Annotated in this window: 8 protein-coding genes (1 of these 8 running past the window's edge); 6 read left to right on the top strand and 2 right to left on the bottom strand. The window is 66.0% G+C overall.

Annotation, left to right across the window (positions count from 1 at the left end):
* From QA649_RS39660 to QA649_RS39645, 4 genes are all read left to right on the top strand, one after another.
* Positions 1-496 carry the 3' portion of an SDR family oxidoreductase gene (locus QA649_RS39660; protein WP_283021899.1) on the top strand. 278 nt of this gene lie to the left of the window's left edge, so only the last 496 of its 774 coding nucleotides appear in the window; its start codon lies off the left edge, out of view; the stop codon is at positions 494-496.
* A gap of 115 nt (positions 497-611) precedes the next feature.
* Positions 612-1,010, top strand: coding sequence for an endonuclease domain-containing protein (locus QA649_RS39655; RefSeq protein ID WP_283021898.1), 399 nt, complete (start codon positions 612-614; stop codon positions 1,008-1,010).
* Positions 1,011-1,342: 332 nt separating this feature from the next.
* Positions 1,343-2,848 (top strand): glycerol kinase GlpK, encoded by a 1,506-nt coding sequence (gene glpK, locus QA649_RS39650; protein WP_283021897.1) that lies wholly within the window; start codon positions 1,343-1,345, stop codon positions 2,846-2,848.
* 213 nt (positions 2,849-3,061) lie between these two features.
* Entirely contained in the window at positions 3,062-3,655 is a 594-nt protein-coding gene (locus QA649_RS39645) for a GNAT family N-acetyltransferase (RefSeq protein WP_283021896.1), read from the top strand.
* 377 nt (positions 3,656-4,032) lie between these two features.
* On the opposite strand, the gene QA649_RS39640 is transcribed toward QA649_RS39645, so the two are convergent.
* Positions 4,033-5,016, bottom strand: a complete 984-nt coding sequence (locus QA649_RS39640; protein WP_283021895.1) for a threonine/serine dehydratase — start codon at positions 5,014-5,016, stop codon at positions 4,033-4,035.
* A 27-nt stretch (positions 5,017-5,043) separates the two neighbouring features.
* Between QA649_RS39640 and QA649_RS39635 the strand changes: the two genes are divergently transcribed.
* Together QA649_RS39635 and QA649_RS39630 are read left to right on the top strand one after the other, a co-directional pair.
* A complete protein-coding gene (locus QA649_RS39635; protein WP_235543256.1) occupies positions 5,044-5,346 on the top strand; it encodes a winged helix-turn-helix domain-containing protein in 303 nt (100 codons plus the stop codon).
* Between the two features lie 143 nt (positions 5,347-5,489).
* Positions 5,490-6,029: a glutathione S-transferase family protein gene (locus QA649_RS39630; RefSeq protein ID WP_283021894.1), complete on the top strand. Its 540-nt coding sequence runs from the start codon at positions 5,490-5,492 to the stop codon at positions 6,027-6,029.
* A 253-nt stretch (positions 6,030-6,282) separates the two neighbouring features.
* Here the strand turns inward: QA649_RS39630 and QA649_RS39625 are convergent, their stop codons facing one another.
* A complete protein-coding gene (locus QA649_RS39625; RefSeq protein ID WP_283021893.1) occupies positions 6,283-7,140 on the bottom strand; it encodes a tetratricopeptide repeat protein in 858 nt (285 codons plus the stop codon).
* Positions 7,141-7,281 lie beyond the last annotated feature (141 nt).

Below are 7,281 nucleotides of genomic sequence, written 5' to 3'. Positions count from 1 at the left end.
CAACGCCGCGGTCAATCCGTACTACGGCCCGCTGCTCGACATCACCGACGAGGCCTTCGACAAGATCATGGGCTCGAACGTGAAGAGCAACATCTGGCTCTCCGCGCTCGCGATCCCGCAAATGGCCGAGCGCGGCAACGGCTCGGTGATCATCATCTCCTCGATCGGGGGCTTGCGCGGCTCCACCGTCATCGGCGCCTACGGCATCTCCAAGGCCGCCGATTTCGCGCTGTGCCGCAGTCTCGCCGGCGAATGGGGCCCCAAAGGCGTCCGCGTCAACTGCATCGCGCCCGGCCTCGTCAAAACCGATTTCGCCCGCGCGCTTTGGGAAGACGAAGCCATGCTCAAGCGCCGCACCGCCACCACGCCGCTGCGCCGCATCGGCGAACCCGACGAAATCGCAGGCGCAGTGGCCTATCTTGCTTCGGACGCCTCGAGCTTCATGACCGGCCAGACCATCGTCATCGACGGCGGCGTGACCACGGCGGCGGTGTAGGCGTCTTGCTACTTGAAATTGTTCTGTGAGTACGCTCCACTTCACCCTCCCCTGGAGGGGTCCGGGACGAGCGTAGCTCGCCCGTGGGTCGCTCGCGCATGGCGCGAGCAAGGCCATGCAAATGGTCTCGACATCAATCCGACGCGCGGCCGCAAAGAAGCTGAGAGCGAACACAACGCCTCACGAGCGGATATTGTGGCGGGCGCTCAAAGAACTTCCCATGGACGGATCGCACTTCCGGCGGCAGGCGCCAATCGGACCCTACGTCGTCGACTTCTTCTGCCCAGCCGGGCGCCTCATCATCGAGCTCGATGGCGGACATCACAACGAAGACGACACGGCGGAGCGTGACCGCACCAGGCAGCAATGGCTGGAGAACGAAGGCTATCGCGTCATCCGCTTCTGGAATTCGGAGATCACAGCCGACCTGACCGCCGTCCTCGAACGTAACTATGTCGAGCTGTACGGATCGCGCGAGGCGGTGACCGCACCCTTGAAGCACCGCCGAACATAGCGGCGCGGATGATGCGCTCTTACCCTCCCCTGGAGGGGGAGGGTCGCTACGCATGAAGCAAAGCGTAATGCGTAGCGGGGTGGGGTGACAGACTATCCCGAATCCAGTGCCTCCGAATGCGCGGTTGAGCTCATCTGGAAAGAAAGCAAGACCGTCTCTGCGGCTTCACCCCACCCCGCCCGCGATGCGCGCGGTCGACCCACGGGCGAGCTACGCTCGTCCCGGACCCCTCCAGGGGAGGGTAAGGAGAGCCGCCTTGACCTCCTGCCGGCAATCCCGTTTTCTTTGGCCCGACCAACGACCCCCTCCGGGAAACGCCAAGGTAAGCCGCCATGTCTTTCGTCCTCGCCATCGATCAGGGCACCACCTCCTCGCGCGCGATCGTGTTTCGCGGCGACATTTCCATTGCGGCGAAGGCGCAGGCCGAGTTTCCGCAGCACTTTCCGGCCTCGGGCTGGGTCGAGCACGAGCCGGAGGACATCTGGACCTCGACCGTGATGGTGTGCCGCGAGGCGATCGAGCACGCCGGCATCAGCGCAAAGGACATCGCCGCGATCGGCATCACCAACCAGCGCGAGACCACCGTGGTGTGGGACCGCGCCACGGGCCAAGCCGTGCACCGCGCTATCGTCTGGCAGGACCGCCGCACCGCCGACATCTGCGCCAAGCTGAAGCACGACGGCTACGAGCCCGTGATCTCGCAGAAGACCGGCCTGATCATCGATCCCTATTTCTCCGGCACCAAGGTCGCCTGGATCCTCGACCACGTTCCCGGCGCCCGCGCCCGCGCCGCGCGCGGCGAGCTGATGTTCGGCACCATCGACTGCTATCTGCTCTGGCGCCTCACCGGCGGCAAGGTGCACGCCACCGACGCCACCAACGCTTCGCGCACGCTGCTGTTCAACATCCACACCGGCCAGTGGGACGACGAGCTGCTGGAGATCATCGGCGTGCCGCGCTCGATGCTTCCCGAGGTGAAGGATTCTTCGGCCCGCTTCGGCGAGAGCACGCCGGACCTGTTCGGCGGCGCCATCGCGATCTCCGGCATCGCCGGCGACCAGCAGGCTGCCACCATCGGCCAGGCCTGCTTCCGTCCGGGCATGATGAAGTCCACCTACGGCACCGGTTGCTTTGCCCTGCTCAACACCGGCACGACTCCCGTTGTCTCCAGGAACAAGCTGCTCACCACCGTCGCCTACCAGCTCGACGGAAAACGCACCTACGCGCTGGAAGGCTCGATCTTCGTCGCTGGCAGCGCGGTGCAATGGCTGCGCGACGGCCTCGGCATCATCAAGCACGCCGCCGAGACCGGACCGCTTGCCGATCAGTCCGACTCCATGCAGAGCGTCTATCTCGTCCCCGCCTTCGTCGGCATGGGCGCGCCCTACTGGAATCCGCGCGTGCGCGGCGCGCTGTTCGGCCTGACCCGCAACACCGGCCCCGCCGAGCTGGCCCATGCCGCGCTGGAGAGTGTTTGTTACCAGACTTTCGACCTCTGGGCCGCGATGCGCGCGGACTGGCCGAGCTCGGAAACCGCCAGCGTCGTGCTCCGCGTCGACGGCGGCATGACCGCCTCCGACTGGACCATGCAGCGCCTCGCCGATCTCCTCAACGCACCGGTCGACCGCCCCGTGATCCAGGAGACCACGGCGCTCGGCGCCGCCTATCTCGCCGGCCTCAACGCCGGCGTCTATCCCGAGCCGACCAAATTCGCCGACAACTGGCGCCTCGAGCACCGCTTCAAGCCGAACATGAGCGAGGCAACGCGCGAGCGAAAGCTCGCGGGATGGGCAAGGGCGGTGAAGGGCGTGCTCGCGAGCGACGAGGGGGAGGGGTAGGCGTAGGCACAGCCTCGCAGCTCGATGCCGCGAGGCGCGCTCAACTGCTGCCACGTCGTCATTGCGAGGAGCTCTTGCGACAAAGCAATCCAGACTGCCTCTGCAGAAAGATCCTGGATTGCTTCGCTGCCGCTCGCAATGACGGAGTGTGGCGCTGCTGTGGTGCCTCAAACGACGCCGCCCGCTCGCCTAGAGCGAAAGAAGCAACCAAGAATGATCCTCCCCGACGGCTATTCCGACGTCCCCACCGGCAAGATCGCCGCCGTCGTCACTCATCTCGAGATGACCGCGCCTCCCGCGCGCCGCGCCGATCCGCCCGGCAGCTGGTCCCTGCGCAAGGCCGACGCCCCCGCGCCCGACTGGTACCGCGACCTCTACCGCCGCGTCGGCGAGGAGTGGCTATGGTTCTCGCGCGCCCGCATGAGCGACACGGAGCTCGCCGCAATCATCCACGCGCCGGGAAACGAACTCTACGCTCTGGCCGTGGACGGCCGCGACGAAGGCCTGCTGGAGCTGGATTTCCGTCAGCCCGGCCAATGCGAGCTGGTCTATTTCGGCGTCACCGCGAAACTGATCGGCACCGGCGCCGCCCGCTTCCTGATGAACCGCGCGCTGGAGATTGCCTGGTCCCGCGACGTCCGCCGCGTCTGGGTGCACACCTGCACCTTCGACCACCCCTCCGCCGTCGCCTTCTACCAGCGCTCCGGCTTCCGCCCCTTCCGCCGCCAGATCGAGATCGCGGATGATCCGCGCCTCGATGGCACCGCGCCGCGGGATGCGGCGAGGCACGTGCCGATCATCGAATAGGGCGCGGCTGCCCCCACACGTCATTGCGAGGAGCTCTGGCGACGAAGCAATCCAGACTGCCCCCACGGAAGGATCTGGATTGTTTCGCTGCGCTCGCAATGACGGAGCATGGTGCTGCTGCTCCACTCCAAATCGATATATCAACACGTGACAGCATCGTAGCCCGAATAAGCGAAGCGACATCCGGGAAGTGTTCAGCAGAAGTCCCCGCATATCGCTGTGCTATGTCGCAGCGGAGCACGCCTTTATCATTGGCCTTGCTGTTGTTGGCAAAAGAACTGACAGACGATGTTCTTCGATGGCGCGCGACCAGGGGGCAATCCAAGCAGGATCGACATCAGGAAAACTGCGCCCGGCCTGATCATGCATCCCCGCAACTAGCTGTCGAAATTCACCGCCGTCGTGTTGGCGCCGCAGACCAGGACCGCGATGCGCTCGCCGGCCGCGGGACGATAGCGGCCGGACAGCAGCGCGGCAAACGCGGCTGCGCCGCCGGGCTCGGCCACGAGGCGCAGGTGCGACCACAGGGCGGCCTGCGCCTGCCGGATCGCCTCGTCGCTGACGAGAACGACGCGTTCGACATGGGAGCGCGCGATCGGAAACATCAGCGCGCCGACGCGCCGCGGCGCGAGACTGTCGGCGGCGATGCCGCCGGCCGGCGCATCGACCGGCGTGCCCGCTTCGAACGCAGCGTGCAGGGTCGGCGATTGCTCCGGCTCGACCGCGACGATGCGCGTCCTGCCGGCGTACCACGCCGCGATGCCGCCGATCAGTCCACCGCCGCCGACCGCCACCAGCAGCGTGTCGATGCCGGGAGCATCCTGCTCCAGCTCCAGTCCGACGCTGCCCTGGCCGAGCAGGGTTTCGGCCTGATCATAGGCATGAACGGCCAGCGCGCCGGTCCGCGCGACATGCGCTTCGCTGGCGGCGAGCGCATCAGCGTAGCGGTTGCCCGCGATCACTAGCTTTGCGCCATAGCCGCTGATGCGCTCGGCCTTGGCGGGCGAGGTGATGTCGGGCACGAAGATCGTGGCGGGAATGCCGAGCCGCTGCGCCGCGTAGGCGACCGCCGCGCCGTGATTGCCGCCGGATGCGGCGACGACGCCGGCCTGCGGCACCTGGCGCAGCAACAGATTGGCAAAGGCGCCGCGTGCCTTGAACGATCCGGAATGCTGCAGCATCTCGAGCTTGAACGTGACCGGCGCGGCCGGCAGGCCGAAATCGGCGAGATCGGCCTGAACAAGGGGCGTGCGCCTGATATGCGGACGGATGACCGCCTCGGTCGCCGCAATCCGCTCCCGATTGATGTCCATTGTCGCTGTCATGATGCCGCCCAGAATAGCGCAAGGTAGAGTTGACATCAATTAGGTAATTAGCAAAATGGCTAAATGAAATTTGCAGTCGCCCTGCGCGCACTGGCCAATGAGCGTCGCCTGCAGATCCTGGATTGGCTGCGGGATCCGCGAAAGCATTTCCGCGAGCAGGCCGATGGCGACCTGGTCGAGGACGGCGTCTGCGGATTGCTGATCGCCGAAAAGCTCGGCGTCAGCGCACCGACGTTGAGCGAGCACATGCGGGTGCTGACGGCGGCAAAGCTGGTACGCGCCAAGCGGATCAAGCAGTGGACGATGTACAAGCGCAACGAAACCGCGATCGCCGCCATCAAGCGCGAGATCCGGGATGGTCTTTGAGCGCGCGGTGCGCGTGATCTGTCGAGCGTACCGATGCATCCGACGCAATGCTTCATGTCCAAGATATTCCTTGTGCGGCGCTGATCTTCTCGTGGAGAGTGGACGACCCCGCCTTATCCAGCGAACGAGGAGCAGCGAAAACCATGTTCCTGATCGGCCAATACGACTCCCCCTTCGTCCGCCGCGTCGCGATTACGCTGCGGCTTTACGGGCTCGCTTTCGAGCACAAGCCGTGGTCGACCTTCGGCGATGCCGACAAGATCGCGCCCTATAATCCCCTGCGCCGCGTGCCGCTGCCGCGCAGCGGCGCCGAGCGGCGAAAGCATCTGCGGATCTGCGCGCTCGCCTCCGGCCTCGGCGACAAGGCCGTGAGCCTGCTCTACGAGCGCGTGCTGCGGAAGGAGCAGCTCGCGCTATGGGTCGAGCGCTGCCAGGCGCAGATCGCGGATGTGCTGGGCGTGCTGGAAGCCGAGCGTGCCAAGGTGACGACGCCCTATTGGCTTGGCGAGCGTATCGGTCACGCCGACATCGCGGTCGCCTGCGTCATCCGCTTCACCCGCGAGGCGCATCCGCAGCTGTTCGATGCCGCACGCTATCCGGCACTCAGCGCGCATGCCGAGCGCTGCGAGGCGTTGCCGCCATTCCAGGAGATCATGCAGCCGCTGGCCCCGCCGAAGGGGTGAGGTCCCTTACCCTCCCCTGGAGGGGGAGGGTCGATCGCGCGCAGCGCGAGCGGGGTGGGGTGATCTCTCACCTCGGGCAGCGCTTCGGTGGAGCGACTGTCACCCCACCTCGGTCCGCATTCCGCTTCGCTGCATGCGAACCCATCCTCCCCCTCAAGGGGAGGATGGGCGCCGCGCGTGTGGGACCTGAGCTGCTCCATCATTCCGGGGCGCGCCGCCGGCGCGCACCCGGGAATGACGAAGCTATAGCGAACTATCTGCTCCGCTTCACGCCAACCTCGTCGAGATACTCGTCCAGCTCGAACCCCAGTTCTTCGGCGCGATCGAAATAGGATTCCGCTGCGTCGAGATCTTTCTCCATCCCTTCGCCACGCGTCGCCATCACGCCGAGCGCTGCTGCGGCGCGGCCGATGCCGAGATCGACGGCGCGCTTGTACCAGCGGACGGACTCGGTGAAATCCTGCGCAATGCCGGGCAATTGCCCGGTGGCATAGTACACGCCGAGATTGGCGCAGGCGCGCGGCTGGTCGCGCTGTCCGGCCTGCTTCAGGTAGAATGCCGCCTTGCTGCGGTCGCCGATGCCATGCATCGCATAGACGAACAGCTCGAAATAGGCATCGGCATTGCCGCGTTTCGCCGCCTCCAGATGCAATGCGAGACTTTCGGCGACGTCTTTCGGACGCCCGCGACCATTGTAGGCCATCAGTCCCAGGAGATAGTGCACAGCGCCGTCGGGATCGTCATTTCCAAGCGCCCTCTGCGCATACGCATAGGCGTCGTCGTATCTCTGGAACGTCCAATAGAGATTGTAGGCGACGAGATAGGCACCGTAGTCCAGGCCGAGCTCGGCCGCGCGCTTGTAGGCGTCCACCGCCGCGTCGCGGTCGCGCGCCACGCCCCAGCCGTTCCAGAGGCAACGGCCATAGTCGACCCACGCGCTGGCGTGCCCGCCGAGCGCAGCTTCGTGCAGCGCCCTGGCCAGAATGTCGCGGCTCTCGACCGGCTCCTCACCCGCCTCGATCGCCTTGAACAGGGCCACCGCGGCGGCATAGAGCTGGTCGTCGCGCGACGGCGAGCGGGGCTCGGCGAGAAGCCTTGTGACGGTTTGCATGGTCGAATGTGTGTCCGCGGGTTTCGATGGCTGCTGCGCGGCCGGCGCCATCGCCGCATCGGGTGAGGCGGCTTGACGCGAAACGGAGATCCCGCCGGCGATCACGAGGCAGAAGGCCAGGATTTCCAGACGATTGCGAAT

This window comes from Bradyrhizobium sp. CB1717, from assembly GCF_029714325.1.
Taxonomy (GTDB): Bacteria; Pseudomonadota; Alphaproteobacteria; order Rhizobiales; family Xanthobacteraceae; genus Bradyrhizobium.
This window is presented reverse-complemented; position numbering and strand designations above follow the sequence as displayed.